Source organism: Thermococcus thioreducens, assembly GCF_002214545.1.
GTDB lineage: Archaea > Methanobacteriota_B > Thermococci > Thermococcales > Thermococcaceae > Thermococcus > Thermococcus thioreducens.
In genome coordinates this window covers 1,800,041-1,824,981 of the sequence record NZ_CP015105.1, presented here as the reverse complement: position 1 = coordinate 1,824,981, position 24,941 = coordinate 1,800,041, and the positions used below count along the sequence as shown (strand labels likewise).

Annotated in this window: 23 protein-coding genes, 1 tRNA gene and 2 rRNA genes; 18 read left to right on the top strand and 8 right to left on the bottom strand. The window is 56.9% G+C overall.

What is annotated here, in order from left to right; all coding sequences use genetic code 11:
* Positions 1-16: 16 nt before the first annotated feature.
* The 8 genes from A3L14_RS10140 to A3L14_RS10105 all read left to right on the top strand — a co-directional run bounded on the left by A3L14_RS10140 (position 17) and on the right by A3L14_RS10105 (position 7,788).
* Positions 17-856 carry a ribose-phosphate diphosphokinase gene (locus tag A3L14_RS10140; protein WP_088886135.1) on the top strand — a complete coding sequence of 280 codons (840 nt, stop codon included), beginning with the start codon at positions 17-19 and terminating at the stop codon, positions 854-856.
* Positions 857-931: 75 nt separating this feature from the next.
* Entirely contained in the window at positions 932-1,159 is a 228-nt protein-coding gene (locus tag A3L14_RS10135; protein ID WP_157628415.1) for a hypothetical protein, read from the top strand.
* Positions 1,159-1,425: a hypothetical protein gene (locus A3L14_RS10130; protein WP_055428583.1), complete on the top strand. Its 267-nt coding sequence runs from the start codon at positions 1,159-1,161 to the stop codon at positions 1,423-1,425. The genes A3L14_RS10135 and A3L14_RS10130 overlap by 1 nt, the downstream gene beginning before the upstream one ends.
* Before the next feature lie 381 nt (positions 1,426-1,806).
* Positions 1,807-3,294, top strand: a 16S ribosomal RNA gene (locus A3L14_RS10125).
* Between the two features lie 53 nt (positions 3,295-3,347).
* Positions 3,348-3,424 (top strand) — tRNA-Ala (locus A3L14_RS10120).
* 120 nt (positions 3,425-3,544) lie between these two features.
* Positions 3,545-6,575, top strand: a 23S ribosomal RNA gene (locus A3L14_RS10115).
* Together the 16S and 23S rRNA genes with 1 tRNA gene alongside form the textbook arrangement of a ribosomal RNA operon.
* A gap of 165 nt (positions 6,576-6,740) precedes the next feature.
* The gene (locus A3L14_RS10110) at positions 6,741-7,217 is read left to right on the top strand and encodes a magnesium-dependent phosphatase-1 (protein WP_055430295.1); all 477 of its coding nucleotides are present in this window, start codon (positions 6,741-6,743) and stop codon (positions 7,215-7,217) included.
* A gap of 4 nt (positions 7,218-7,221) precedes the next feature.
* Positions 7,222-7,788, top strand: a complete 567-nt coding sequence (locus tag A3L14_RS10105) for a DUF366 family protein (protein WP_055430294.1) — start codon at positions 7,222-7,224, stop codon at positions 7,786-7,788.
* On the opposite strand, the gene A3L14_RS10100 is transcribed toward A3L14_RS10105, so the two are convergent.
* Both A3L14_RS10100 and A3L14_RS10095 read right to left on the bottom strand, forming a co-directional pair.
* Positions 7,782-8,393, bottom strand: coding sequence for a diacylglycerol/polyprenol kinase family protein (locus tag A3L14_RS10100; protein WP_055430293.1), 612 nt, complete (start codon positions 8,391-8,393; stop codon positions 7,782-7,784). The genes A3L14_RS10105 and A3L14_RS10100 overlap by 7 nt on opposite strands.
* A gap of 33 nt (positions 8,394-8,426) precedes the next feature.
* Complete coding sequence (locus tag A3L14_RS10095) at positions 8,427-9,311, bottom strand: hypothetical protein (protein WP_055430292.1); 885 nt, start codon at positions 9,309-9,311, stop codon at positions 8,427-8,429.
* 128 nt (positions 9,312-9,439) lie between these two features.
* On the opposite strand from A3L14_RS10095, the gene lysS reads away from it, so the two are divergent.
* The gene (gene lysS, locus A3L14_RS10090; RefSeq protein WP_055430291.1) at positions 9,440-11,020 is read left to right on the top strand and encodes a lysine--tRNA ligase; all 1,581 of its coding nucleotides are present in this window, start codon (positions 9,440-9,442) and stop codon (positions 11,018-11,020) included.
* Positions 11,021-11,141: 121 nt separating this feature from the next.
* Positions 11,142-11,726, top strand: coding sequence for an indolepyruvate oxidoreductase subunit beta (locus A3L14_RS10085; protein WP_055430290.1), 585 nt, complete (start codon positions 11,142-11,144; stop codon positions 11,724-11,726).
* A 13-nt stretch (positions 11,727-11,739) separates the two neighbouring features.
* On the opposite strand, the gene A3L14_RS10080 is transcribed toward A3L14_RS10085, so the two are convergent.
* The gene (locus A3L14_RS10080; RefSeq protein WP_055430289.1) at positions 11,740-12,906 is read right to left on the bottom strand and encodes an MFS transporter; all 1,167 of its coding nucleotides are present in this window, start codon (positions 12,904-12,906) and stop codon (positions 11,740-11,742) included.
* Positions 12,907-12,994: 88 nt separating this feature from the next.
* On the opposite strand from A3L14_RS10080, the gene A3L14_RS10075 reads away from it, so the two are divergent.
* The 4 genes from A3L14_RS10075 to A3L14_RS10060 all read left to right on the top strand — a co-directional run bounded on the left by A3L14_RS10075 (position 12,995) and on the right by A3L14_RS10060 (position 17,011).
* The gene (locus A3L14_RS10075) at positions 12,995-13,909 is read left to right on the top strand and encodes a phosphate signaling complex PhoU family protein (protein WP_055430288.1); all 915 of its coding nucleotides are present in this window, start codon (positions 12,995-12,997) and stop codon (positions 13,907-13,909) included.
* 65 nt (positions 13,910-13,974) lie between these two features.
* Entirely contained in the window at positions 13,975-14,895 is a 921-nt protein-coding gene (locus A3L14_RS10070) for an isoaspartyl peptidase/L-asparaginase family protein (RefSeq protein ID WP_074631519.1), read from the top strand.
* Positions 14,895-16,067 carry an MFS transporter gene (locus A3L14_RS10065; protein WP_055430287.1) on the top strand — a complete coding sequence of 391 codons (1,173 nt, stop codon included), beginning with the start codon at positions 14,895-14,897 and terminating at the stop codon, positions 16,065-16,067. The genes A3L14_RS10070 and A3L14_RS10065 overlap by 1 nt, the downstream gene beginning before the upstream one ends.
* Complete coding sequence (locus tag A3L14_RS10060; protein ID WP_074631518.1) at positions 16,064-17,011, top strand: radical SAM protein; 948 nt, start codon at positions 16,064-16,066, stop codon at positions 17,009-17,011. Before A3L14_RS10065 ends, A3L14_RS10060 begins: the two co-directional genes overlap by 4 nt.
* Here A3L14_RS10060 and A3L14_RS10055 read toward each other — a convergent pair.
* On the bottom strand, positions 17,001-17,492 hold the full coding sequence (locus tag A3L14_RS10055) for a tetratricopeptide repeat protein (RefSeq protein ID WP_055430286.1): 492 nt from the start codon (positions 17,490-17,492) through the stop codon (positions 17,001-17,003). The two genes, A3L14_RS10060 and A3L14_RS10055, sit on opposite strands and share 11 nt — an antisense overlap.
* On the bottom strand, positions 17,492-18,418 hold the full coding sequence (locus tag A3L14_RS10050) for a serine/threonine-protein kinase RIO2 (RefSeq protein WP_055430285.1): 927 nt from the start codon (positions 18,416-18,418) through the stop codon (positions 17,492-17,494). Before A3L14_RS10050 ends, A3L14_RS10055 begins: the two co-directional genes overlap by 1 nt.
* A 92-nt stretch (positions 18,419-18,510) precedes the next feature.
* Between A3L14_RS10050 and A3L14_RS10045 the strand changes: the two genes are divergently transcribed.
* Positions 18,511-19,635 carry an MFS transporter gene (locus A3L14_RS10045; RefSeq protein ID WP_055430284.1) on the top strand — a complete coding sequence of 375 codons (1,125 nt, stop codon included), beginning with the start codon at positions 18,511-18,513 and terminating at the stop codon, positions 19,633-19,635.
* On the opposite strand, the gene A3L14_RS10040 is transcribed toward A3L14_RS10045, so the two are convergent.
* Positions 19,622-20,818, bottom strand: coding sequence for a proteasome-activating nucleotidase (locus tag A3L14_RS10040; protein ID WP_055430283.1), 1,197 nt, complete (start codon positions 20,816-20,818; stop codon positions 19,622-19,624). The two genes, A3L14_RS10045 and A3L14_RS10040, sit on opposite strands and share 14 nt — an antisense overlap.
* 219 nt (positions 20,819-21,037) lie before the next feature.
* Between A3L14_RS10040 and cas6 the strand changes: the two genes are divergently transcribed.
* Positions 21,038-21,787 (top strand): CRISPR-associated endoribonuclease Cas6, encoded by a 750-nt coding sequence (cas6, locus tag A3L14_RS10035; RefSeq protein WP_055430282.1) that lies wholly within the window; start codon positions 21,038-21,040, stop codon positions 21,785-21,787.
* Here the strand turns inward: cas6 and A3L14_RS10030 are convergent.
* Positions 21,744-22,652: an MraY family glycosyltransferase gene (locus tag A3L14_RS10030; RefSeq protein WP_055430281.1), complete on the bottom strand. Its 909-nt coding sequence runs from the start codon at positions 22,650-22,652 to the stop codon at positions 21,744-21,746. The genes cas6 and A3L14_RS10030 overlap by 44 nt on opposite strands.
* 56 nt (positions 22,653-22,708) lie before the next feature.
* Between A3L14_RS10030 and A3L14_RS10025 the strand changes: the two genes are divergently transcribed.
* A complete protein-coding gene (locus A3L14_RS10025) occupies positions 22,709-24,031 on the top strand; it encodes a glycosyltransferase (protein ID WP_055430280.1) in 1,323 nt (440 codons plus the stop codon).
* Between the two features lie 5 nt (positions 24,032-24,036).
* Positions 24,037-24,402 carry a DUF2304 domain-containing protein gene (locus A3L14_RS10020; protein ID WP_055430279.1) on the top strand — a complete coding sequence of 122 codons (366 nt, stop codon included), beginning with the start codon at positions 24,037-24,039 and terminating at the stop codon, positions 24,400-24,402.
* Here A3L14_RS10020 and A3L14_RS10015 read toward each other — a convergent pair.
* Positions 24,399-24,935, bottom strand: coding sequence for a deoxycytidylate deaminase (locus A3L14_RS10015; RefSeq protein ID WP_074631516.1), 537 nt, complete (start codon positions 24,933-24,935; stop codon positions 24,399-24,401). The two genes, A3L14_RS10020 and A3L14_RS10015, sit on opposite strands and share 4 nt — an antisense overlap.
* Between the last annotated feature and the right edge of the window lie 6 nt (positions 24,936-24,941).

Sequence of the window (24,941 nt, the reverse complement as noted above, 5' to 3'; positions counted from 1 at the left end):
AAACGGGGTGATGCCCATGTTCGTGGTTGGGAGCGGTGCCAGGCATCTGGAGGATGAGCTGAGGGCTCTCGGCGGGGGGGGTCTCAACGTTGAAATAAAGCGGTTCCCGGACGGTGAGAAGTACGTTAGGGTCATGGGTTCTTCGGAGGAGGTTACGGTTGTTCAGTCCACTTTTGCCCCCCAGGACGAGCATCTGGTCGAACTCATCCTGCTCGCTGATGCGCTGCGCGAGAGGGGTGTTCAAAAGCTCAGGGCGGTTGTCCCTTATCTGGCATACTCCAGACAGGACAGGGTTACAAAGGACGGGGAGCCCGTGAGCGTTAGGGCGATACTCAGGGCCATCGCCGTTTACTACGACGAGCTTTACGTCTTCGACCTCCACAACCCGGAAACGCTGCGGTTCTTCCCTAGCAAGGCGGTCAACCTTTCACCGGCGGGGGCCATTGCCGAGTACTTCGGGAAAAAGCTCGGTGAGGGTGTCGTTCTCGCCCCAGACAAGGGGGCTCTGATGAGGGCAAAGGCTGTCGCTGAAAAGCTGGGCCTTGAGTACAGCCACTTCCACAAGGTCCGCATCTCCCCGACAGAGGTGCAGATGAAGCCGGTTGATGTGGACGTTAAAGGCAAGAACGTGCTCATAGTCGATGACATCATAAGCACCGGTGGGACTATGATCAGGGCCGCGAACCTGCTCAAAGAGATGGGTGCGAAGAAGGTTTTCGTCGCTGCAACTCACGGAGTTTTTGCGGAAGGGGCAATAGAGAGGGTGAGCAAAGCCGTTGACGAGCTCGCCGTCACGAACACCATACCCACTCCCGTCTCGAAGATAAGCATAGTGCCCGATATACTGAAGCTGTGAGGTGGGGCAATGGCCAGGGCGTCTTCTCTCATCGCCCCCTTAACCTTTCTGACATTTTTTGGAGCCGGATTCTTAATGGTGGTTTCTTTCTTCGTGGTTGGTAGTCTGGGATCGGTGATTCCCTTCGCGGACGGTTTCTCCATGGTTCTCTCGCTCATGATTCTCCTCCCGCTGACGAAGCGCCTCCTCGTTTCTGTCGGGGTGCGGGAAGAGGACGCCAGAAAGCTTGCCCTCTTGGTCGGCCTTCTTTCGGTTCTGGTGTTCTACGTGACCATACCGAGGGCTTGCTGGTGGTGCCGCTGATGAGGAGAGTCGCTATCTATACCGTCACTTTCCTCCTCATGACGCTTATTGCGGCACTTGATTTCGTCCTCTTTGTGGGGAGGCTCGTTCCATTGAGGGGACGGTGGATTCTTTTCTTGGTTTCGCTTACGATGGTGGCACTCGGCGGCTACGTTGGGTGGGCAACGGGAAGGGGTCTCGGGCTGAGTCACGATGATGCAGTCGAGATGGGAATTGTTGTTTCAGTGGTCTCTGGTTTTCTGCTCCTCGTCTTTTTCATCTTCTGACCGTGCAAAAATTATCGACATTTTTTCGTTTAATTTTGTGCATTTTGACGGCGTCTTTTGACGGCTTCTTTTTCAAAAATCTGACCGAAAATCCGTTTTGCAAAAATTTTTCACTGTGGGGGTTCACCCCTATTGGGTGGAGCGCCCGAACAGGGCGCGAAACACCCGGGCGCCAAGACGGCGGCGTCGGGGGGACAGGGTGCAAAGCACCCACTCATGAACCCCGCCCTCCAGCCCGGGTCACAAAAAGGTGCGCTCCCGAGGAAACGCCGAAAGGCGGATCCCTCGGGGGTAAGGCAGGCCCGACATCCCGACTAAACCCCGGACGGATATTTGGTACTTCCCCTTGAGGGAAGTCCCACCGGCCGTACTCCTTGCTCAATTCCGGTTGATCCTGCCGGAGGCCACTGCTATGGGGGTCCGACTAAGCCATGCGAGTCATGGGGCGCGCTCTGCGCGCACCGGCGGACGGCTCAGTAACACGTCGGTAACCTACCCTCGGGAGGGGGATAACCCCGGGAAACTGGGGCTAATCCCCCATAGGCCTGAGGTACTGGAAGGTCCTCAGGCCGAAAGGGTCTTTGACCGCCCGAGGATGGGCCGGCGGCCGATTAGGTAGTTGGTGGGGTAACGGCCCACCAAGCCGAAGATCGGTACGGGCCATGAGAGTGGGAGCCCGGAGATGGACACTGAGACACGGGTCCAGGCCCTACGGGGCGCAGCAGGCGCGAAACCTCCGCAATGCGGGCAACCGCGACGGGGGGACCCCCAGTGCCGTGGCATCGCCACGGCTTTTCCGGAGTGTAAAAAGCTCCGGGAATAAGGGCTGGGCAAGGCCGGTGGCAGCCGCCGCGGTAATACCGGCGGCCCGAGTGGTGGCCGCTATTATTGGGCCTAAAGCGTCCGTAGCCGGGCCCGTAAGTCCCTGGCGAAATCCCACGGCTCAACCGTGGGGCTTGCTGGGGATACTGCGGGCCTTGGGACCGGGAGAGGCCGGGGGTACCCCTGGGGTAGGGGTGAAATCCTATAATCCCAGGGGGACCGCCAGTGGCGAAGGCGCCCGGCTGGAACGGGTCCGACGGTGAGGGACGAAGGCCAGGGGAGCGAACCGGATTAGATACCCGGGTAGTCCTGGCTGTAAAGGATGCGGGCTAGGTGTCGGGTGAGCTTCGAGCTCGCCCGGTGCCGAAGGGAAGCCGTTAAGCCCGCCGCCTGGGGAGTACGGCCGCAAGGCTGAAACTTAAAGGAATTGGCGGGGGAGCACTACAAGGGGTGGAGCGTGCGGTTTAATTGGATTCAACGCCGGGAACCTCACCGGGGGCGACGGCAGGATGAAGGCCAGGCTGAAGGTCTTGCCGGACACGCCGAGAGGAGGTGCATGGCCGCCGTCAGCTCGTACCGTGAGGCGTCCACTTAAGTGTGGTAACGAGCGAGACCCGCGCCCCCAGTTGCCAGTCCTCCCCGCTGGGGAGGAGGCACTCTGGGGGGACCGCCGGCGATAAGCCGGAGGAAGGAGCGGGCGACGGTAGGTCAGTATGCCCCGAAACCCCCGGGCTACACGCGCGCTACAATGGGCGGGACAATGGGATCCGACCCCGAAAGGGGAAGGGAATCCCCTAAACCCGCCCCCAGTTCGGATCGCGGGCTGCAACTCGCCCGCGTGAAGCTGGAATCCCTAGTACCCGCGTGTCATCATCGCGCGGCGAATACGTCCCTGCTCCTTGCACACACCGCCCGTCACTCCACCCGAGCGGGGTCTGGATGAGGCCTGATCTCCCTTCGGGGAGGTCGGGTCGAGTCTGGGCTCCGTGAGGGGGGAGAAGTCGTAACAAGGTAGCCGTAGGGGAACCTACGGCTCGATCACCTCCTATCGCCGGAAAATCCGTCCGGGGGGTCTAAGGGATGTCGGGCCTGCCATCCGTGGGCCGGTAGCTCAGCCTGGGAGAGCGTCGGCTTTGCAAGCCGAAGGCCCCGGGTTCGAATCCCGGCCGGTCCACCACGAAGAGGTGCACATCCCAAGCGAAGCTTGGGGTGGAAGGGTCCTAGGCCCCGAACAGGGGTCACGATGAGGACCGTGCACAGGCCGATTGACCCAAAAAATGCCCAGCCCCCTGAGTAGGGGGCAGAAAACCTAAGCCGCCTGGTGGATGGCTCGGCTCGGGGCGCCGACGAAGGGCGTGGCAAGCTGCGATAAGCCCCGGCGAGGCGCAGGCAGCCGTCGAACCGGGGATTCCCGAATGGGACCTCCTGCGGCTCTTGCCGCACTCCCAGTCGGGAGGGGGAACGCGGGGAATTGAAACATCTTAGTACCCGCAGGAAAAGAAAGCAAAAGCGATGCCGTGAGTAGGGGCGACCGAAAGCGGCACAGGGCAAACTGAACCCTTCGGGGAAACCCGGAGGGGATGTGGTGTTGTAGGGCCCTGCGCTGGAGCCTCGAGGGTGAAGCCGAAGTCCGCTGGAACGCGGCGCCGAAGAGGGTGAAAGCCCCGTAGGCGTAAGCCCTCAGGCTCCTGCAGGGTTCCTGAGTACCGTCGGTCGGATATCCGGCGGGAAGCTGGGAGGCATCGGCTCCCAACCCTAAATACGTCCCGAGACCGATAGCGAACTAGTACCGTGAGGGAAAGCTGAAAAGCACCCCTGGCAGGGGGTGAAAAGAGCCTGAAACCAGGCGGCGATAGGTGGGTGCGGCCCGAAAGGGTTGACCCTCCCCGAAGGAAACACGGGCGACCGTGGAGTACGAGGGGAGGCGACCGGGGTTGCACCGTCCGTCTTGGATCACGGGGCAGGGAGTTCACGGCCGTGGCGAGGTTAAGGGGGTTAAGCCCCGAAGCCACAGGGAAACCGACAGGTCCGCAGCCCGTAAGGGTGAGGGACGGGGTGTGAAAGCGCCCGGAGTCACGGCCGTGAGACCCGAAGCCGGTCGATCTAGCCCGGGGCAGGGTGAAGTCCCTCAACAGAGGGATGGAGGCCCGCTAGGGATGCTGACGTGCAATTCGCTCCCGTGACCCCGGGCTAGGGGTGAAAGGCCAATCGAGGCCGGCGATAGCTGGTTCCCGCCGAATTATCCCTCAGGATAGCCCGGCCGGAGGTAGGCGGTGGGGTAGAGCACTGATTGGGGGTTTAGGGGGAGAAATCCCCCGGCTCCCTGTCAAACTCCGAACCCACTGCCGCCGTAGATGGCCGGAGTAGGGTGGCGGTGTAAGCCGTCAACCGAGAGGGGAACAACCCAGACCGGGGTTAAGGCCCCTAAATGCCGGCTAAGTGTTACTCCAAAGGGTGTCCCTGGCCTTAGACAGCGGGGAGGTAGGCTTAGAAGCAGCCATCCTTTAAAGAGTGCGTAACAGCTCACCCGTCGAGGTCAGGGGCCCCGAAAATGGACGGGGCTTAAGCCGGCTGCCGAGACCCCGGCGCACGGACCGATTGGTCCGTGATCGGGTAGGCGGGCGTGCCGGTGGGGTGGAAGCCGGGCCGTAAGGTCCGGTGGACCCGTCGGTATTGTGGATCCTGCCGGGAGTAGCAGCATAGCCGGGTGAGAATCCCGGCCGCCGAAGGGGCCAGGGTTCCACGGCAATGTTCGTCAGCCGTGGGTTAGTCGGTCCTAAGCCAGCCCGTAACTCGGCGCTGGCGAAAGGGAAACGGGTTTATATTCCCGTACCGCGGTGGTAGGTGCGGCAACGCAAGCCCAGAGGGTGACGCCTCGGGGTAGGCGGACCGGCCCACAAGGCCGGCTAAGCGTATAAGTCCGGGGAGTGCCGTAATGGCGAGAACCGGATGAAAGCGCGAATGGCCTCCCGTAAGGGGGGTTCCGCCGATCCCTGGGGCCCGTGAAAAGCCCTCTGGGAACGATCCACCGCGACCGTACCGAGAACCGACACCGGTGCCCCTGGGTGAGAAGCCTAAGGCGTGTCGGGGGAAACCCAGCCGAGGGAACTCGGCAAATTGGCCCCGTAACTTCGGGAGAAGGGGTGCCTGCGGGTGCGTAACCCGCAGGTCGCAGTGACTAGGGGGGCCCGACTGTTTAGTAAAAACACAGGTCCCAGCTAGCCCGAAAGGGTTTGTACTGGGGCCGACGCCTGCCCAGTGCCGGTATGTGAAGCCCGGGTCCAACCGGGTGAAGCACCGGTAAACGGCGGGGGTAACTATAACCCCCTTAAGGGAGCGAAATTCCTTGTCGGTTAAATGCCGACCTGCATGAATGGCGTAACGAGGTCCCCACTGTCCCCGGCTGGGGCCCGGCGAAACCACTGCCAGGCGCATATGCCTGGGACCTCCGGTGGGAAGCGAAGACCCCATGGAGCTTTACTGCAGCCTGCCGTTGCCGTACGGCGGGGGGTGCGCAGCGTAGGCGGGAGGCGTCGAAGCCCGTCCTCCGGGGCGGGTGGAGCCGTCCATGAGACACCGCCCACCCTCTGCCGTACGGCTAACCCCCGATGGGGGGACAGCGGTAGGTGGGCAGTTTGGCTGGGGCGGCACACCCTCGAAAAGGTATCGAGGGTGCCCTAAGGTCGGCTCAGGCGGGTCAGGAATCCGCCGTAGAGTGCAAGGGCAAAAGCCGGCCTGACTGGACCCGTAACAGAGGCGGGTCCAGCCGCGAAAGCGTGGCCTAGCGAACCCCTGTGCCTCCCCGGTGGGGGCCAGGGATGACAGAAAAGCTACCCTGGGGATAACAGAGTCGTCTCGGGCGAGAGCCCATATCGACCCCGAGGCTTGCTACCTCGCTGTCGGCTCTTCCCATCCTGGCCCTGCAGCAGGGGCCAAGGGTGGGGGTGTTCACCCATTAAAGGGGAACGTGAGCTGGGTTTAGACCGTCGTGAGACAGGTCGGATGCTATCTACCGGAGGTGTTGGCCGCCTGAGGGGAAGGCTCCCCCAGTACGAGAGGAACAGGGAGCCGCGGCCTCTGGTCTACCGGTTGTCCTACAGGGCACAGCCGGGCAGCTACGCCGCGTCCGATAAGGCCTGAAAGCATCTAAGGCCGAAGCGGTCCCCGAAAATAGGCGGCCACTCCCAGGCGCAGGGGGTCGGGCGACCGGTCCTTTGCCTGGGACGAGGGCTCGGGAAGAAGACCCGTTTGATGGGGCGGGGATGTAAGCGGGGAGGGAAACCGACCCGTTTAGTCTGCCGCTCCCAACAGCCCGAGGTTTCTGCCTCTGAAAGGGGGGCTGGGCATTTGATAGGTCAATCGGCCTGTGCACGGTCCTCAAGCCCTTAAATCTCGTTTCCCTTCTGGTTGATTGCATTGCAATGTTGAACCCTGGGTATGATGCTTTTCCGCAACCGTTAAAACCCCTCAGCGGAGCTTTTCTTGGTGGTTGAATGAAGCTCTTAGTTCTTGACCTAGACGGCACACTCTGGGATCACGAAGATGCATCCAGGCTTACGCCGCCATACGAGTTCCACGACGATTATCTGGTTGATTCTACAGGTGAGGAACTCCATCTCTTTCCCGGGATCAGGGAGTTCCTCGAATGGGCGAGTGAAAGGTTCGTCCTATCCATTGCCAGCTGGAACGTTGAGGAGAGAGTCAGGCCGATCATTGAGGGCTTTGGACTCTGGGACTACTTCGTTTTTCCGAAAATTGAAAACCACCCGAACAAGGCGGATATGATAGCGAGGACACTCAAGGAACTGGAACTTTCGGGGTACGATGTTGAGGGAGTAATCTACGTGGACGACAGAGATATTCACATCGAAGACGTTAAAACTACCGTCCCCTCTATTCGGTTCATCCACATGTGGAAAGATGCCAAAAGCTTTGAGGAGTTGAGGGAACTTCTTGAGAGGATGGGGTGATAGCATGGAGCTGCTCATCGTTAGGGATAGACGCATAGACTACGACGGTTCCGCGATAGGGAGCCACTGGGCCTACAGGAACTTCGGAATACTCGGCAACTCTCTCGTCGTCTTCCGGGGAAGGTGCGACGTTAAAGTGGAGGAGATGATCGACATCGAAGATTTGAGGGCGAGCAAGGAAATCAAGAGCGACGACATGGTTCACTACATCATTGAAGTCTTTGATTTAGTCAACGCCCTCTTCGCCTCAGCACTCCAGAAGCTCTTCATAGCCAAGCTCTGCGAGGTTCTGGCTGAATATGGAATAAAAACGACGAGAAAGGGCGACGACATCTACGTGAACGGAAAGAAGCTCAGCATCTCTATAGCCACCGTTTCACCCGTCAGCGTCAAGATCCATATCGGGATAAACGTCGAGGCGAAGGGAATCCCAGAGGGCGTTGATGCCATCGGCCTCAGGGAGCTTGGCATTACTGAGGTCGAGAACTTCATGGAGACGACTGGGAAGGCCCTCGTCGAGGAGTTCAACAAGGTGAAGAAGGACAGCCTGAAGGTCAGGTGGGCTCAGTAGATGAGGGAGAGAACGCTTCCCACTAATGGCACCGCCAGGTTATCATCGACCCAGCCTTGGTATTCCGCCAGGGTCAGGATGACCGCCCATCCTATTTTTCCTATCGTTGCCGTGTCGAGCAGCAGAAACGCTATAACGAGAGCTGTTATGAAGTATCCAGCGCTTCCCGTCCAGTGCTTCCTCAGCTTGACGTTGAAGCCGTGCCGCTTGAAGTAGAAGTGTCTGATTATCCCGGTTACCCCATCACTTATTGCCATCGCCAGGAGTAGAGCGGTGGCGTATTCCTTCGGCAGAACCACCGGCACGACCGAGGCGGAGAACGCAAAGAAGACCTCGCCGTAGTTGTGCTCTATCTGATACCATGAGAACTCCCTCTTTTTGAGGTGCGGCCAGAGCTGAAAGATGCCAAAGACGAGAGCCGCGCCGCTGAAAACCTCTGGGGGTATTCTCTCGTAGTGGAACATCAGAACTGCAGGCGCAATGCTGAAGTGGATTATCTTCCTGTTCACCCAGGCCCACTCTGGGCCGGGACTTTTCGTGAGCCCTATGGCGAGGAGTATAAAGGCAGCGGCGATGCCGGCATAGGGTATCCAGCCGGGAAGCATTTATTCCCATCAAAAAATGAGAGGGGGTTGGGGTTAATATGAGTTGCCCCCGAAGGCCCTTCCAACGGCCTCCAACGCGGTGATGAAATCGCTCGCGTGGATGATGACATACCAGTCATCCGTTCTCACGAGTTCTCCCCGGGACTTTCCGACGAGCTCGCCATAAAGTCCTTGAATTCTGATTCTGGGTTCTGTAGTTGAGAGCTTGAGCGTTATCTCGACCGGTCTTCCGTTTTCCCAGACGATACCGACCTTAAGTCCTGTCTTCGTTTCCTTCCTCTTCTTCAAGCCGAGTTTGAGGTAGCGGAGTCTCTCCTTCGGAACGTCGTTTTCCTCGGCCTTTTCTCCCAGGTACTCTTCGAACAGCGTCAGTCCGTGAAGCCCTAGTGAATACCCGAAAACCGGAATTCCCAGGTCTTTCTTGCTTCTCCCCTTGTAAGCGTAGACCTCTATCCTTCCACCTGAGCCCCGGGAGGCTGTGTAGAATCCGTTTCCGTTATCTTTCCTGAAATCTCCCAGGAAATCAGCCAGTTCATCGTACGCCGAAAACGGGATCGAAAAGCTCGCCCACGTCCCCCAGACCCTCGGAGGAATCGAGGTGAATCCGATTTCTTCAAGGTGGTACTCGATCGGCTTTGGCCTGAGCACCAGGAAGCCCCTTTCCGTGAGCTCCAGTTCCATCAGTGTCCTTTCACCTTGCACCAATGCAAACTTCCCATCGCTTTCGAAGTCTTTGGCCTTCAGTAGCCGGCTCCTCCGTATTCTTCTTCCCTCCCGCGAACTCACCACTACCGGGATCGGTGTTTTCCTTCCGCTTCCCTTATCGTAGGGTACCTTGAAGCCAGCTTTGAGAAGCTCCTCCTGTATCTCAAGCGATGCCGGGAAGAATACCCCCATCCTCTCCAGCTCAACCTCCATTGGTGCCCCTCCTTACTCTTTGTGGTAGTTTTACTTTAGTTGTTTATAAATTTTTCCTTTTTTGAGTTGTCCCAAGCGCCGAGCTTAAGCTTAAAAGGCCCTCGTCAGAGCTAACCGCGGTGGTGAGAATGGTTCACTGGGCGGATTACATGGCCGAAAAGATAATTCAGGAAAGGGGCGACAAGGAGGAGTATGTGGTAGAGAGCGGTATAACCCCGAGCGGTTACGTTCACATAGGGAACTTCAGGGAGTTTTTCACGGCCTATATAGTCGGCCACGCCTTGAGGGACAGGGGTAAGAAGGTTCGTCACATCCACATGTGGGATGACTACGATAGGTTTAGGAAGGTGCCGAAGAACGTTCCGCCCGAGTGGAAGGAACACCTCACGAAGCCGGTTAGGGAGGTTCCAGACCCCTGGGGCTGCCACGACAGCTACGCCGAGCACTTCATGGAGCTCTTTGAGAGCGAGGTTGAGAAGCTCGGCATAGAGGTGGACTTTCTCCACGCCTACGAGCTCTACAAGTCCGGTGAATACGCAGAGGATGTCAGACTGGCGCTCGAAAAGAGGGATGAGATAAAGGCTGTCCTCGACAGGTACCGTGAGAGGGCCAAGCAGCCGCCCCTCGAAGAGGACTGGCAGCCGGTCATGGTTTACTGCCCGAAGTGCAGGAGAGAAGCCCAGTTCGTTTCATGGGATGGCGAGTGGAAGGTCTCCTACAGGTGTCCTCACTGCGGCAGTGAGGGAGAGACCGACATAAGGGAAGGCAACGTCAAGCTCAGATGGAGGGTTGACTGGCCAATGCGCTGGGCACATTTCAGGGTGGACTTTGAGCCGGCAGGAAAAGACCACCTGGCAGCTGGTGGCTCGTACGACACCGGCAGGGAGATAGTGGAGAAAGCCTTTGGCTGGCCCGCGCCTATAACGCTCATGTATGAGTTCGTCGGAATAAAGGGCCAGAAGGGCAAGATGAGCGGTTCAAAGGGCAACGTCATACTCCTCAGCGACCTCTACGAGGTTCTTGAGCCGGGAATAATACGCTTCATATACGCCAAGGCGAGGCCGAACAAGGAGCTCAAGATAGACCTAGGTCTCGGTCTTCTCAACCTCTACGACGAGTTCGATAAGGTTGAGAGGATTTACTTCGACCTTGAGCGGGCGAAGAACCCGGAGGAGGAAGAGGAGCTCAAGAGAACCTACGAGCTCTCGATGCCGAAGGTTCCCGATAGACTGACCGCGCAGGCACCCTTCAGGTTCCTTGTTACACTTGTCCAGATGCCCCACCTCGACGAGAGTGGAATAATCCGTGTCCTTCGGGAGCAGGGTCACGTTCCAAGGGAGCTGAGTGAAGATGACGTCGGGCGCATAAGGCTCCGCATAAGGCTCGCCAAGAACTGGGTTGAGAAGTACGCACCGGACAACGTGAAGTTCAGCATCTTGGAAGAGCCGCCTCAAATCGAACTGGGGCCTGAAATCAGGGAGGCCATGCTTGAGGTCGCGGGGTGGCTCAGCTCTCACGGGAGCTTCACCGTTGACGAACTCAACAACGCGCTCTTTGATATCGCAAAGAAACGTGGAATTTCGAGCAAAGAGTGGTTCAAAGCTTTGTACAACGTCTTCATCGGCAAGGACCGTGGGCCAAGGCTGGCGCCTTTTCTGGCCTCCCTCGACAGGGATTTCGTTATAAAGCGCCTCCGCATGGAGGCATGAGCTTTAAATTTTCCGGCTGTTTTCTTATATTTGGAAAACTTTTTCGAAACAGGGCGGCTTTCCCGAATTTTGTGGACAACAGATTTTTATCCCTCTGCGCGAAGGTTGTGCGGTGGTGCAGATGGAGTTCAACCTCATAATCACCGGTGTCGGCGGGCAGGGCGGTTTGACCCTTTCCAGGATAGTGGGAAACGCCGCCATGCACGAGGGCTACAACGTGAGAATAGGTGAAACCCTTGGAATGAGCCAGCGCTATGGCAGTGTTCTGAGCTACCTCCGCTTTGGCGAGGATGTCTACTCACCCCTCATCGAGGAGGGTAAAGCAAACCTCATGCTCGCCCTTGAACCTGCCGAGGCGCTGAGGAACGCCCGCTTCTTGGGAAAGGAGAGCCACGCAGTGGTCAACGCCTACCCGATCCACACGGCAACGACCCTCGTCGGGAAGGAGAATTATCCAGCGCTGGAGGAGATAAGGGAAGCCCTCGGCAGAATATGTCCCGTGTACATGATGGACTTCCAGCGCGAGGCAGACAGGATAAACCCCAGAACCCTCGGCGTCCTCATGCTCGGCTACGCGTTTGGTAGAGGTCTGGTGCCCCTCAGGAAGGAGTCGTTGCTGGAGGGGATAAGGAGTACCCTCAGGGAGAAGCTCTGGGAGGTCAACTTCAGGGCCCTTGAGCGGGGAATAGAGCTCGCGAAGGGCTGACTTTTCTTTTCCCTCACTTGTTGTGCTTTATGAAGAAGGCGTAGAATATCGCCGTCGCTATAACGTAAAGCAGAGCGGTCGCGTAGAACGGGTAGCTCAGGGACATGCCGAAGAGCAGGCCGCCGACGTAGTTCCCCCCACCGCGCATGAAGGTTGAAAACGCCCTCCTTATTCCAGCGGCCGTTGCCTTCTCCTCTGTCGAGAAGAAGCCCATCATGAAGGAGTCGTTTATGGGCCAGACTATGTTCATGAGGATGGAGCGGACGACGTAGAGGGCCGATGCTATCAGGAAGGTCTCTATCGATGGGAATATCGCGAAGAGAAAGGCCGCTATGCTCTGGAAGGACGTTATCACCTTCACAGGCCCTATCCTGTGAACCAGCCTTGGAAGGCCGAAGGAGCCGAGCCCCATGGCCAGCTGCTGGAAGAAGAATATGCCGCTTATAGCCGCTAAAGTCTGTCCGAACTGGAGCTTGAAGTAGAGGCTCATGTAGGGTATGGTTATCCCCGCGCCAAAGCCTATCAGCGCGCTCGGAAGGGAGAACTTGAGTATCTTGACGACCAGCTCGCGGTTCCAGTTTATCCTTGGATTCTTCACGGGAACATCGCGAATTATGAGTAAGGCAGGAATCACGAGGGCAAACTGGAGGAGCGCCAGCGAGATGACCAGCCGGTAGGCTATACCCTCGCTCAGCCCAAGCCCTACGAAAAGGCCCGGGGCAAAACCGGCTATGAGGACTCCCAGGGCGTTGAATATCGTCCCCAGCCCGAAGCTTATTGAGAACGCATGGTGACGCCTCTCCTCGCCGACTTCCTCACTAAGCAAGGCTGTGAAGTTGGGTTGCCTCAATCCCATGTTCGCACCAACGAGGAAGAATCCAAGGGCTAGGACATAGTCGTTTATCGCGGCCACCTGGAGGAGCCTTCCGACAAGCCCGAGGAGGGCCGAGATGATGAGGGTTCTCCGGTAACCAAGCCTCAGTGAGACCTGACCGGCTATCAGGAAGAACAGTCCCCCTGTGAACGTCTGTATCGAAAAGAACGTCCCCATGGCTGCCATATTGTATCCCAGGACGGTCAGATAGAACGGCATGATGAATATCGAGAACTGGAGGAACAGCTGGCCGGCTGCGTTTGCCGCTATGAGTATCTTTGCGTCTCTGTCGTAGCCCTGGAACATGTGCTAACGTTAATCTTAGCGTTTATAAGTCTGTCGAACTGAAGCCTTTTATACTGCGTCGGTTTTCTATATATTGGCGGTGATATCTATGGAGTTCAGGAAAATCCAATTTACCGGCAGGAGTTCATACATAATTTCCCTCCCAAAAAAATGGGTTCGCGAGCACAACCTCAGCCAGGGTGACGTGGTTCCGCTCTCAATAAACCCCGACGGCAGCATAACCATATTCCCAAAGGAGCCCAGAGATGTGAGCGAGAAGAAAATTCTCCATATATCGCGGGAGTACTCGCCCGACATGGCGGTCAGGCTCGTTATCTCGGCCTACATCCAGGGTTACGACGTCCTTGAGATCCACCTCGCTGAGGAGATGCCGATATACAAGGTCAAGATAAGGAAGATTCTCCAGAGCCTTCCGGGGGTCGAGATAATACTTGACGAGCCCCAGAGGATAGTCGCCAAGAGCCTCCTCGATGAGGAGGAGGTCAACCTGGCCGAGCTCCTCAACAGGATCCGCTCGCTCATCATATCGATGCTCGGCGACCTTGAGCTTCTCATTGCCTCCCCCGGGGACGGGGAGATCCTCCGCGACATAAACGACCTTGAGAACGAGCTGGACAGGTTCTACTTCCTCATAATCCGTGCCGTCAACAGGCTCCTCAACAAGCGCGGCGTTACGGAGGAGAGCGGCATAATAAAAAGGACTTTTGACCTCCTCGGTATACTGTTCATAGTGCGCAACATAGAGCGCATAGGGGATCACATCATGAGGATAGCCGAAAACCCTGGGGCTGTGAACATCCAGTATCTCAAGGAAAAGTTTGGTCATGTGATGGCCCAGATAGAGGAGAGGGACCTTGGCAAGATAGACAGGCTCATGCTTGAGCTGAAGGAGGAGATACGCTCCATCGACTACCGGCAGTCAATAGCCCTTGAGAGCTACAGGAGAATCCTGGAGTACCTTGAGAACATTGGGGAAACAATAATCAACATGGCTCTGAGCTGAAGTTCTTATCTTCCCGTTTCCATAATCCTTTTAACCGTTCGAACGTTCTTTTCTCCGGTGGTTCTATGCCAGCGATAATAGTTCACGGCGGTGCAGGTACCATACGAAAAGAGGAGCGCATTCCAAAGGTCATCGAGGGTGTTAGGGAGGCAGTTCTGGCCGGATGGCGCGAACTCAAGAGGGGCTCTGCTTTGGATGCGGTTGAGGAAGCCGTCAAGGCCCTGGAAGACAACCCACTCTTCAACGCTGGAACCGGGAGCGTTTTGACGCTCGACGGAAAGGTCGAGATGGACGCGGCAATAATGCGCGGCAAAACGCTTGAAGCGGGCGCCGTCGCCGGGATCTGGGGCGTCAAGAACCCGATAAGCGTCGCTCGAAAGGTCATGGAGAAGACCGACCACGTGCTCCTCAACGGTGAGGGAGCGGTAAAGTTCGCCAGGCTCATGGGCTTCGAGGAGTACAACCCCATAACAGACGAGAGGCTGAAGCAGTGGGAGGAGCTCAGGAAGAAGCTCATAGAGAGGGGCGAAACGAAGCACTGGAAGAAGCTCAACGAGCTTATCAAGGAGTATCCCGAAGTCCTCAGGAGCACGGTTGGTGCAGTCGCCTTCGACGGCGAAGAAGTCGTTGCCGGAACCTCCACCGGCGGGGTCTTCCTCAAGATGTTCGGCAGGGTCGGCGACACGCCGATAATCGGAGGCGGAACCTACGCCAATGAGGTGGCAGGGGCCTCCTGCACGGGCCTGGGGGAGGTGGCCATAAAGCTTGCCCTCGCCAAGAGCGCCACCGACTTTGTCCGCCTCGGGATGGACGCCCAGGCTGCGAGCGACGCAGCCATAAGCCTCGCAACGCGCTACTTCGGCAGGGACACGATGGGCATCATCATGGTTGACTCTACGGGCAACGTCGGCTTCGCCAAGAACACGAGGCATATGAGCTATGCCTTCATGCATGACGGTATGAAAGGGCCGGAGGCGGGTGTTTAGTGGGGGGCCGCCTTAGGGACGTCTGGCTGCTCAACCTGTCCACGTTTTTCTTCTTCCTGGGGATAAGCGTAGTGAACCCCATAATCTCACCATTTGCGATCACGCTCCGTGCGACACCGTTTCTCGTTGGCCTGGTGGCGGGCATAGCATCGGTCATATCCCTGATTTCGAAGCCCCTGGGCGGCCTGATCGGGGACAGGGGCTACCGGTTCCAGGCCATGATACTGGGGAACGTCCTTGGGATGGTCGCGGGCCTCCTCTACGTGTCGTCCGCACTCATGGGGAACCTGTGGGTATTTGCTTTTGCAAGGGCAATTCACGGGTTCTCAATGGGTATATTCTTCCCCTCCAGTCTCTCCACAGCCGTTGACCTCGCACCTGAGGGAAGGGTGGGAGAGACCCTCGGCTGGCGCGGCATGATGTTCTCTCTCGGCAACATCGTAGGGCCTGCCCTCGGGGGTTACCTCTCGGACATTCTGGGCTTTGTCGGGGCATTCACCTTTACGCTCATATTTGCCCTCATCGGTGCCGCCTTCGTGATACCTGTTTGGATGGGCGAACGGGGGCTCCAGCACAAAAGTGTTCACACGGGACATGTGAGTTACTCCGAACTTCTCCGCCCCTACTTCATAGCCGCCTCACTGGCCCTGTTTTTCTTTGCCTTCTCATATGCGGGCGTTATCACGTACCTGCCGGCGTTTTACAAGACCATTGACCTTCCCCAGAGGGTGTTCGGCCTCTACATGATGGTCATGGGTGTGGCGAGCTTTATAATGAGGCTGATAGGGGGCAGGACCGCGGACAGGATCGGCCCCATACCCGTTATAAGGACGGGGGTTCTCCTGGTCATTGCGGGGTACGTGGTTCTCATATACTACAGGCTCCCCTATCCCTCATACATAAGCGCCCTTCTGATAGGTGGGGGGTTCGGCCTTTCGGTTCCGGCGATGCAGCTCATGGCCCTCGCCCCCCTGCCCGGGAGGATACGGACGATGGGTTCGAGTGTGTACACGATGTTCTTTGACCTCGGGATGCTCGGGGGACAGGTTGTCCTCGGCTACGTCGCTGGTTTGAGGGGGTACGCTGGTGTCTTTCCACTGCTCCCCTTCATAGCGGCCGCATCACTTATAATAGTCCACGCGCCTCTCATCATGGGAGGTAGGGAGAAATGAAGATCAGGGTCTCCTATGGAACCGCCATAGCGATGGGGCTGATAAAGGCCCGGATGCTGGCCAAGCCAAGGACGGCGTATCTCATGACGTACCACGACGGCCGGTGCAGGAACAACTGTGCCTTCTGCCCCCAGGCCAGGGGAAGCGAGGCGGATCTCAGGAGGCTGTCCCGCATAACCTGGCCCGCCTTTGATGTTGAGGAAGTGGTTGAAAACCTTCCAGCGGGCGGTTTTGCAAGAATATGTCTCCAGACGGTTGACTACCCCGGCCTGGTCTCCGACGTTATTGAACTCCTCGATCTTTTCCAGCCCCTAGGCATTCCGGTCTCGGTCTCGATAACCCCCGTGGACAGGGGCACTCTCATGGAGTTCAAATCAAGGGGGGTTGACTACATAGGCGTCGGCCTCGACGTGGCCAGCGAGAGGCTCTATCCGGAAATTAAGGAGTCCCTTTACTCCTGGGACGACATGTGGCGCTTCACGGAAGATGTCATCGACGTCTTCGGCGATGGGAAAGCCCTCGTGCACGTAATAGTCGGGCTCGGAGAGACGGATAAGGAGCTCATTGGGACCATTGAGCGGGCGTACTCGACGGGTGCATGGGTTTCCCTCTTCGCGTTCACGCCCATTAGGGGGACCCGCCTTGAGAACGCGGAACCCCCGAGCCTCGCCAGGTACAGGAGAATCCAGGTGGCCCATTACCTCATAAAGGAAGGGCTCGCTACATTAGAGGACTTTGAGTTCGATGAGAAAGGTTCCCTCGTCGGGTTTGGGGTCGATGCTGATGAGCTTGCCTTGGTGATTCCACCTGAGATCTTCGCCACCCATGGCTGTCCGGGCTGTAACAGGCCGTACTACAATGAAAGGCCAAAGAAAGAGCCTTACAACTTCCCCGAAAGTCCGGGGAAAGACTACGTGAGGCGCGTCCTTCAGTCTATCCTTTAAGGAGCTCCAGTATCTCGTTGAACTCTTCCAGGGTGAACCTCTCATCGACCTTTTCTCCCCTCGCTATTTTCATGAGCGCCATGACGAAGCGGTGAAGCTCCTCGTTGTCCTTCACCAGACCCAGCGTAACGTCCATGCCCTCGGAAACCTCCCCGAGTCTGCCCTCCCCCTTCATTATGAACAGAATGTCGCCGAGCCTCTTTATCCCCAGCCTGTAGAGGTCTTCATTGGGGGCGCGGTGTATCGCCCGGAGCGCGCACTTCACTGCCCCACGGTAGTTGTCCTCCTGGAGAAAAATCTCCGCGAGCCTGAAGCATGCCTCGAAGTAGAACTCCGGCTCCTCCTCTTTGGCCAGCTCCATTATCTCGTCGAGCTTTTTCTTTGCCCTCTCAAGGTCTCTGGCGTTTTCAGCCTCTATAGCCTCCCGGAAGAGCCTCATTATCTTTTCCCGTACCTTCATAGGTTCGTATTTTATCACCATCATCCCTCACCCCGGCTCTCACGCCAGGCCTTTTCAAAGCCCGGCCACACATCTTCAAACCTCTTCTCCACGCGCCATCTTCTCCTGAAGGCGTTGAGGAGCACCCTTATATCTCGCCTGAGGAGCTCGTAACTCTCCGGGCGGGCGGTTGTAACGTACTGGGCCCAGTCTATTATGAGAACGCCCCCGCCGTGAGTCAGAACGACGTTGAACTCGCTCATATCCGAGTGAACGATGCCGAAGCGGACTATCTTGATGTACTCGTCCAGGACCATGTCGAGTATCTCCCCAGCTTCCTCCCTGGAGAGGTCGGTGTCGCGGAGCTCCGCCAGCTCGGTCCCGTCTATGAACTCCATGACGACCACGTGCCTGTTCCATGCTACCGGCCTCGGAACGCTGGCTATCGGGCTCAGCAGGGTCAGCGCCTCATACTCCTTCTTCGCTATGAGCCTTGAGACGTAGAGCCAGCTCGTGTGCCTTTTGTTGGCGAACACATCCCCGTGATAGGCAGCCTTTCTTGAGGCGGTCCTGCCGCCTATGCGGTTGAACTTGACGGCGACCTTCTCTCCGGCCGGCGTTACTCCCACGTACACATCTGCGTCCTTTCCAACGCCTATCTGTGCCGTGCTTATAGCTTCAACAACGCCCTTCTTCGCCAGCGCCCTTATCGCCAGAACGTCGTAGCCGTGTATCGTGAGCTGGTAGCCGATGTAGCCTATGTCGCTCCGCCTCCTGACGAGGGACATGTCGTCGAGCTTGCCAAGTCTGAAGGATGCAGTTTCAACGTCAACCCTCGCGAATCTGGCTATATCCTCCAGGGGCACCCATCTGTGGTGGCGCATGTTCAGCTCTACTCCTCTGAGTACCCTGAAGTCCAGGTCGCGGAGGTTGGGGTATGCCTCCAGTGCCAGTAGCTTGCTTACCATCGCTCCCTCCCTGAAGTCCGTTCCGGGCTGGGACTTATAAACCTAGTTGGCTTGGCGACATACTTTTAAACGCTTAGCCCTTTATCGAAACCATGCGGAAGAGGCTTTTACTGTTAGTCTCGCTCGGCTGGATCTTTAACTACGCCCACAGGATGGCAATCCCTCCCCTCATTCCGATGATAAAGGCCGAGCTGGGGATAAACAACGCCGAGGCCGGGCTTTTGATGACCGCCCTTCTGCTCCCCTACGCCATCATTCAGGTTCCGGCCGGATACATCGGCGACCGCTTTGGGAGGAAGAGGCTCCTTGTTCTCAGCATAATCGGCTACTCGCTCTCGTCCGCGCTCATAATCTTTGCCCGGGAATACTGGGAGCTTCTCGCTGTTAGGGCTCTTTACGGCCTTTTCTCGGGTCTGTATTATGCCCCGGCAACGGCGCTGATAAGCGAGGTCTATCGGGAGAGAAAGGGCTCCGCTCTGGGCGTTTTCATGGTCGGCCCGCCCGTCGGCAGCGGGATAGCACCCATTATAGCCGTCCCCATCGCCCTGAGACTTGAATGGCGCTACGCCTTTCTGGCGCTCTCGGCAATGAGCTTGGTGACTGGAATAGCCCTTACCTTTGCGGTCAGGGGCGAGGTCTCAAAGCCGTCTCGCGTTAAGTTCTCGATTCCCCGGAACGTTTTCCTGCTCAGTACGGCGAACTTCATAGTCCTTGCCGCGTTCTTTGGGCTTCTCACCTTCCTGGTCTCTTTCCTGGTGAGCGCAGGCGTTTCCTTCGAAACGGCCTCTTGGCTGTTCTCCCTTCTATCCGTCATAGGGATCGCAGGTTCTCTCTTCGGCGGCGGCCTCTACGACAGAATCGGGAGGAGGAGCATAGCGGTGGTCTTCGGTCTCAACGCATTCCTCACGCTGATCCTTGCCTTAACGGCCTCCCCGTGGGTCATAATCCCCTTGGGGCTGGCTTTCTATTCGGTAGGCGCCATAGTCACCGCCTACACGTCGGAAAAGGCCACCGGAGAGAACCTCGGTTCAGTCATGGGCTTCGTCAACATGGTCGGGTTCTTTGGTGCAACCGTCGGCCCGTACTTCGTTGGACTCCTCATCGACGGCTTTGGTTATGAGAGGGCGTTTCTGTCGATACCCCTGATGTACCTGATGGCGTGGGGGATAATCCGGGTGGAAGAAAAGCTGGAAAAGAGAGAGATCAGCCGTACATGACCTCGTGCATGGCTATCTGCTGGGCGAGCCTCTGCTCTGCCCCGAAAACTTTCTCTATTGCCTTGAGGAAGTCGTCCTGGGTGATGTACTCACGCCTCGCCCTTATGGCAAACATCCCTGCCTCGGTGGCTATGGCCTTCAGGTCTGCTCCGCTGGCCCCCTCCGTCAGCTCGGCTATGACGCGCAGGTCGACGTCCCTGAGGTTCATCTTCCTCGTGTGAACCTTGAGTATCTCCAGCCTGCCTTTGAAGTCCGGAAGAGGAACCTCAATAAGTCTGTCGAAGCGTCCGGGCCTGAGAAGTGCCGGGTCAAGGATGTCCGGCCTGTTGGTGGCGGCTATTACCTTAACATTGCCCCTTGGGTCGAAGCCGTCCATCTCAGCCAGAAGCTGCATGAGGGTTCTGTTGACTTCCCTCTCCCCACCGGTCGTCTCGTCCATTCTCTTCGCCCCGATGGCGTCTATCTCGTCAATGAATATTATTGTAGGTGCCTTCTCCTTGGCCAGCTCAAAGAGCTCGTGGACGAGCCTTGCCCCTTCGCCTATGAACTTCCTTACCAGCTCGCTGCCGACGACCTTTATGAATGTAGCGTTGACCTCGTGGGCAAGGGCCTTCGCCATGAGCGTCTTTCCACATCCCGGCGGGCCGTAGAGGAGTACCCCCTTCGGCGGTTCAATCCCCACCGTTTCAAAGAGCTCCGGGTGCCTGAGCGGAAGCTCGACGGCCTCTCTAAGCTCCTGGAGCTGTCTGTCCAGACCGCCGATATCCTTGTAGCTGACCTCTGGCCTCTCAATGACTTCAAAGCCCAATACGCTCGGGTCCTTCTCGCTGGGAAGGAGTTCAACTATGGCCATGGTTCTCTGATCGAGGGCAACCCTCGAACCTGGTTTCAGTCTGTCCCTCTCTATCCAGGGTGCAATCCGGACTACAAAGCGCGGTCCGTTGTAGTTCTGGACTATCGCCCTGTCCTCGTCGAGTACCTCAAGGAGCATACCCGCAAAGGCTGGGGGCTGTCTCAGCCGGGACATCTCCATCCTCATGCGTGAGAGTTCCCTCTCCAGCCTCTCCTTGTCGGCTTCCAGGGTTCTCACTTGGAGTTCAAGCTGCCTGATCCTCCTCTTGAGGTACATGATGTAATCATCGTACTCGTTCGATGGTTTAACACCAACGTCTTCAACGCTCATAATTTTCACCTCTCACAATGCAGACTGTGTAGAAGGGCCTTTTTAACTCTATCCTTTCCATGTATTCTTTGGGGCACCCGGCTTTATATACCTTTGGTACGAGACGTGCGGATTTTTCCTGACTTAATTTTGAAGTAATGGATGCGTGGTTTATTTGCGAAATTCTTATTAACTTCGAGTGCCAATTATAAGGGGGTTATAGCACAGGGGTGGGATGTAATGAGAGTCGAGATAAAGTTCAGGCCCGCAAAGGAGGGCACAATTCTTCCCTTCAATTATAACTACGATGTTTACGTTCAGCTTCTTGAGAAAATGGCCATAGTATCTCCCGAGATCGCCCACGAGGCTGAGGTAAGTCACGTTGACTACTTTACCTTCTCCCGTATAATGGTCAGAAAGCGTGAGCTGATTCCGGATAGGGGGATAAGGGTTCTTTCAGATGACGTTTCTCTCTATGTCTCTTCATCTTCCAGCGAGCTCATAAAGGCCGTTGTGGAGGGATTCATAGACAGCCCGGTTCTCCAGCTGGGCGATTCGGCTTTCATAGCGGACGATATAAAGATACTCAAGGAACCCCGCATAAAGGAGGGGGCGCTCTTCTCAACGCTTAGTCCAATAATGGTCAGGACGGTCAAGCTCAGCGGCAACAGGATGAAGATATGGGATCTCTACCCAAGCGAGGAGGCCTTCTTTGATAAGCTACGCAAGGTAATGCTGATGAGGTATTCGGCGATAATGGGCACGATGCCCGAGGAGAAGGACTTTGCCATTGACGTTATCAAGTTTAAGCCCGTCAGGATTCTCGTCAGAGACACCTACTACCGCGGCTCCCTCATGATATTCCGCTACCACGGCTCTCCGGAGATAGCCCGCTTCGGCTACGAGAACGGCTTTGGAGAAAAGACCCGCTACGGCTTTGGAATGGTCAAAGTAATTGATGAAGAGCCCAAACGAGAAGGCCAAGAGTGAGTTCGATCAGCCATACAATGGCCACAAGCCTGGGCTCGGTGACCCTGACTTTTCTCATTATTATCCCCAGGAAGCTGGGATACGGCGGCGCCCGAAGCGTTCCGTCTGGCAGTACAGTCGTTCTTCCGTGCCTCCGTACACCGAAGCGAACACCCACTGCCTTTATGGCGAAGTCCAGGAAGTGCGGCAGAAGGAGAAGCGCCGCGTAGGCCTCCACCTTTCCTGTCAAGGCAACCAGCCCTATCAGCGCGCCCAGGCTTAAGGTTCCTGTATCGCCCGGGAAGACTCTCGCTGGATAGCGGTTCCACCACAGAAAGCCCAACGCGGCCCCCATCCCGGTCAGTGCAATGAGCCTGGCATTTCCGTCGGTTATCAGGGCCAGAATTCCAAGGATTATGGTGGAAGTCCCCACCTCCAGCCCGTTGAACCCAGCGAGCATGTTCACCAGGTTTGCCGAGCCTGTGACGAAGAGCACCGCGAAAACGGGATACAGAACCCCCAGATTGAGGGTGTAGCCGAAGAGATCAACCTCGGGCGCGATGCCGAAAAACGCCACCGGGACTGAGACCAAGAGCGATAGAAAGACCTTGTGGAGCTGTCTCAGGTTCGTCAGGTCGTCTATGATTCCAGCGACTCCGAAGAGCAGAAAGACCGTGAGAACCCCCATGATTTTCTCGTCCATAAAGGGTGAGAGCGCTATGGGAATGGTGAGAAGAACTGCCATACCCCCCATCTCCGCTACTTCCGGTTGGTTCATCTTGTGTATGTCCCTCCCCGTGATTCCAGCCCTCTTCATTCTTCCGGCTATGTAGGGGGTGAGGATGAGCGTTAGGGTTAAACCTATAAGCGGAGCGGCCGCTATCATATCTTAGACACCCAATCCCCTTAGAACAAGCCAAAAATAAATCCTTCGGTGAGAACATGGACGTGAAACTGGTGGTCTTTGACCTTGACGGAACGCTGGTCGGTGCACCTAAGCCCTTTGCTGAAATTAAGGAGGAGCTCAAATCCCGGCTCGTTGAGATGGGAATCCCTAAGGAGATAATCGGTGACATGACGCCGATGTACGAGAACCTGCTGAGAATATCCCGCGAGACGGGAAGGGACTTCGAGGAGCTCTACGCTGTCCTTGTTGAGCTTGAGTCCGAGAGGATGAGGGACAGTTTTCTTTTTGAGGGGGTCCTGGAAGTCCTGGACTTTCTGAGGGAAAGGGACGTCAAAATGGCGATAATGACCCGGAGCTCCCGGAAGGCGGCCCTTAAGGCGCTGGAGATGCATGGAGTGAGTGGCTATTTTGAGGTTGTCTCCACCCGTGACGATGTTCCGCCGGATGACCTCAAGCCTAACCCCGGACAGCTTCGGCGGATAATCGAGGCCTTTGGCCTTGAACCGACCAAGGTATTGGTGGTTGGCGACCACGGCTACGACATACTCCCGGCCAGGGAGCTCGGTGCGTTGAGCGTTATGATAACGGGTCACACCGCCGGGAGGATGAGCTTTTCAGTTGACTCCACCCCGGATTTTGAGGTTGAGGACATGGGGGGACTCCTTGGACTCCTGGAAAACCTTCTAAGCACTTACGTTGTTGTGCCGGCCTACAATGAAGAGATGACCATAGGTGCTGTCCTCGATGACCTGCTCCGCTACTTCAGGCGGGATGAGATAGTCGTCGTCAACGACGGCTCCCGTGACAGAACCCGGGAGATAGCCCGCTCGAAGGGCGTCCATGTCCTCACACACCTGGTCAACCGCGGTCTCGGCGGTGCCCTTGGCACAGGGATAACCTATTCCCTCAGAAGGAACGCCCGGCTTATCATCACCTTCGATGCCGACGGTCAGCACCTCGTGAGCGACGCCCTGAGGGTTATGAAGCCCGTCGCCGAGGGGAGGGCGGACTTTGCCGTTGGTTCGAGGCTCAAGGGCGACACCAGCCAGATGCCCTTTGTGAAGCGCTTTGGAAACTTTGTCCTCGACGCTATAACGGCCGTTTTTGCGAGAAAATACGTCAGCGACAGTCAGAGCGGGCTGAGATGCTTCAGCAGGGATTGCGCCGCCAAAATAAGGATAACCTGCGACCGCTACGCGGTTTCGAGCGAGATAATCATTGAGGTCTCCAGAAACCGTTGTCGCGTTGTTGAAGTGCCAATCCAAGCTGTGTACACCGAGTACTCCATGAAAAAGGGGACGAACATCCTGGAGGGTGTTAAAATAGCCCTCAACCTGCTGTTTGATAAACTGAGGTGATGACCATGTATGCCGTTCAGTACATGGCTATAGTTGTTGTGCTGGCCCTGATGCTCTACGTGCTGGGCAAGTACGGAAAGAAGGAGTTTGAGTGGGGTGATTTTCTCTTTTGGGAGGTTATCCTCCTGGGGCTTCTGATAGTGGCGATATTTCCCCTGGAAATGGCCAACGAGATACGGAGGCTCCTCGGTCTTGGGAGGGGCCTCGATGCGCTGTTTGTCATTGCGATAGGCCTGTCGTACCTCCTGATATTGAAGGTCTACGTTGCGGTGGACAGAACAGAGAGGGAGATAACGGAGCTGACTAGGAGAATAGCAATTGAGATGGAGGAGATAAACAGAAGGCTTGAAGAGATAAACAAAAAGCTCTAATCCACGAACTCGCCGAAAAGCTCCTCCAGGAATGCCTGCACCCTTTCCTTTGAAAGCTTGAACTGTCTTATCTTGACTATTCCTTTCTCCTGCGCCTCTCTGAGCAGAATCTCCGTTGCCTCGTTGGGGTACATCTCCTCGTAGACTATCTCCTTTATTCCGGCGTTTATGACTATCTTGAAGCAGATGTCGCAGGGGAAGTGGGTGACGTAGAGCGTCGCTCCTTCGAGGCTTATGCCCTTTCTGGCCGCCATCGCTATGACGTTCTGCTCTGCATGGACGGCTCTGTGACAGTGGCCGTCGACGATGAGGCACCCCACATCAATGCAGTGCTCCATGCCCCTAGGTGCACCGTTGTAGCCGGTAGCGAGGATGTAGCCGTCTTTGACAGCGACGGCACCTACCCTGAGACGGGGACAGGTGGCCCTAAGCGAGACGAGCTTTGCGATAAGCATGAAATACTCGTCTTTAGTCGGCCTTATGCGCTTTATTCTCTCGGCCTTTTCCCTGTCGAGTACTATCTCAATCCCCATAGGGCA

Bases quoted from the DNA above. Each gene is read 5' to 3' on its own strand.
- A3L14_RS10140 (WP_088886135.1), top strand. From the start codon at position 17: ATGTTCGTGGTTGGGAGCGGTGCCAGGCATCTGGAGGATGAGCTGAGG.
- A3L14_RS10135 (WP_157628415.1), top strand. From the start codon at position 932: ATGGTGGTTTCTTTCTTCGTGGTTGGTAGTCTGGGATCGGTGATTCCC.
- A3L14_RS10130 (WP_055428583.1), top strand. From the start codon at position 1,159: ATGAGGAGAGTCGCTATCTATACCGTCACTTTCCTCCTCATGACGCTT.
- A3L14_RS10110 (WP_055430295.1), top strand. From the start codon at position 6,741: ATGAAGCTCTTAGTTCTTGACCTAGACGGCACACTCTGGGATCACGAA.
- A3L14_RS10105 (WP_055430294.1), top strand. From the start codon at position 7,222: ATGGAGCTGCTCATCGTTAGGGATAGACGCATAGACTACGACGGTTCC.
- A3L14_RS10100 (WP_055430293.1), bottom strand. From the start codon at position 8,393: ATGCTTCCCGGCTGGATACCCTATGCCGGCATCGCCGCTGCCTTTATA.
- A3L14_RS10095 (WP_055430292.1), bottom strand. From the start codon at position 9,311: ATGGAGGTTGAGCTGGAGAGGATGGGGGTATTCTTCCCGGCATCGCTT.
- lysS (WP_055430291.1), top strand. From the start codon at position 9,440: ATGGTTCACTGGGCGGATTACATGGCCGAAAAGATAATTCAGGAAAGG.
- A3L14_RS10085 (WP_055430290.1), top strand. From the start codon at position 11,142: ATGGAGTTCAACCTCATAATCACCGGTGTCGGCGGGCAGGGCGGTTTG.
- A3L14_RS10080 (WP_055430289.1), bottom strand. From the start codon at position 12,906: ATGTTCCAGGGCTACGACAGAGACGCAAAGATACTCATAGCGGCAAAC.
- A3L14_RS10075 (WP_055430288.1), top strand. From the start codon at position 12,995: ATGGAGTTCAGGAAAATCCAATTTACCGGCAGGAGTTCATACATAATT.
- A3L14_RS10070 (WP_074631519.1), top strand. From the start codon at position 13,975: ATGCCAGCGATAATAGTTCACGGCGGTGCAGGTACCATACGAAAAGAG.
- A3L14_RS10060 (WP_074631518.1), top strand. From the start codon at position 16,064: ATGAAGATCAGGGTCTCCTATGGAACCGCCATAGCGATGGGGCTGATA.
- A3L14_RS10055 (WP_055430286.1), bottom strand. From the start codon at position 17,492: ATGGTGATAAAATACGAACCTATGAAGGTACGGGAAAAGATAATGAGG.
- A3L14_RS10050 (WP_055430285.1), bottom strand. From the start codon at position 18,418: ATGGTAAGCAAGCTACTGGCACTGGAGGCATACCCCAACCTCCGCGAC.
- A3L14_RS10045 (WP_055430284.1), top strand. From the start codon at position 18,511: ATGCGGAAGAGGCTTTTACTGTTAGTCTCGCTCGGCTGGATCTTTAAC.
- A3L14_RS10040 (WP_055430283.1), bottom strand. From the start codon at position 20,818: ATGAGCGTTGAAGACGTTGGTGTTAAACCATCGAACGAGTACGATGAT.
- cas6 (WP_055430282.1), top strand. From the start codon at position 21,038: ATGAGAGTCGAGATAAAGTTCAGGCCCGCAAAGGAGGGCACAATTCTT.
- A3L14_RS10030 (WP_055430281.1), bottom strand. From the start codon at position 22,652: ATGATAGCGGCCGCTCCGCTTATAGGTTTAACCCTAACGCTCATCCTC.
- A3L14_RS10025 (WP_055430280.1), top strand. From the start codon at position 22,709: ATGGACGTGAAACTGGTGGTCTTTGACCTTGACGGAACGCTGGTCGGT.
- A3L14_RS10020 (WP_055430279.1), top strand. From the start codon at position 24,037: ATGTATGCCGTTCAGTACATGGCTATAGTTGTTGTGCTGGCCCTGATG.
- A3L14_RS10015 (WP_074631516.1), bottom strand. From the start codon at position 24,935: ATGGGGATTGAGATAGTACTCGACAGGGAAAAGGCCGAGAGAATAAAG.